This is a genomic window from Mesorhizobium sp. M5C.F.Ca.IN.020.29.1.1, assembly GCF_003997375.1.
Classification (GTDB): Bacteria; Pseudomonadota; Alphaproteobacteria; order Rhizobiales; family Rhizobiaceae; genus Mesorhizobium; species Mesorhizobium wenxiniae.
On the sequence record NZ_RZSW01001102.1, the window covers coordinates 1 to 764 of the forward strand.

Genomic DNA, 764 nt, shown 5'->3' on the forward strand with positions numbered 1-764 from the left:
GCCTGATACTGGTCCGCCTCTCTTATCGGAACCAGCCGCAAACGAAATCATGATCCGACATATCGTCTTCTTCACTGCCGCCAGCAGCAGCAATCTCGAGCCGATCCTGGACGGGCTTGCACTGCTGACAAAGATCCCGCACGCACGCCGGCTCGAAGTCGCGCAGAATCGCAAGAGCGATCCCGCCAGCAAGGAAGTCGACGTCATCGTCTACGGCGAATTCGGCACCGATGCCGAGCTCGCTGCCTATAAGGCGCATCCGCTATATCAGGAGTCTATCAAGCGAGTGCGGCCGCTGCGCGAATTGCGGTTTGCGGCCGACTATGAGATCGCGACGGCAAGCACGTCGGCGGTCGGGAGCGTAGGCCAGTAAGCACGATGCGGGGCTGTCCCGCCTCGGCCGCCACGCCGCGATAGACTGCGTCTCCGCTCGCGCGACATCGAGCCCGCGTAACGCCTCGAGCAGCGGTTCGCGGTGGCCGCCATGCTCATCGCGGAGAGCCTCGAAGATCGTGTTCGTCGTCGTCGCAGGCGGTTCGAGCACATGGCACCCGGAGGCTCTCATCTGCTGCGCGCTTCGCCCTGCGGACAGCAGACAACGAAGCCTCCGCGGCCACGAAAATCTCTCGACGGCGGCTCGATACCGGGGCCGGTGCGCCATTTTTGGGACGTGATCCGTGCAGGTGCCTGGCGTGGATCATGCCATCTGTCTCCTGACAGCATCGTTGCGATCGTCCTCTTTCAGCCGGCCGCGCCTCCCGACC

Annotated in this window: 2 protein-coding genes; both read left to right on the forward strand. The window is 63.7% G+C overall.

Going from position 1 to position 764, the window contains the following annotated elements; translation table 11 throughout:
• Positions 1-49 precede the first annotated feature (49 nt).
• Entirely contained in the window at positions 50-373 is a 324-nt protein-coding gene (locus EOA85_RS36490; protein WP_127212815.1) for a Dabb family protein, read from the forward strand.
• A 111-nt stretch (positions 374-484) separates the two neighbouring features.
• Positions 485-764, forward strand: a 280-nt coding sequence (locus tag EOA85_RS38460; RefSeq protein WP_206523507.1) for a hypothetical protein, incomplete at its 3' end; no start/stop codon positions are given.

What these genes read in the sequence shown, in the direction of transcription:
- EOA85_RS36490 (WP_127212815.1), top strand. Translation starts at nt 50, where the DNA reads ATGATCCGACATATCGTCTTCTTCACTGCCGCCAGCAGCAGCAATCTC.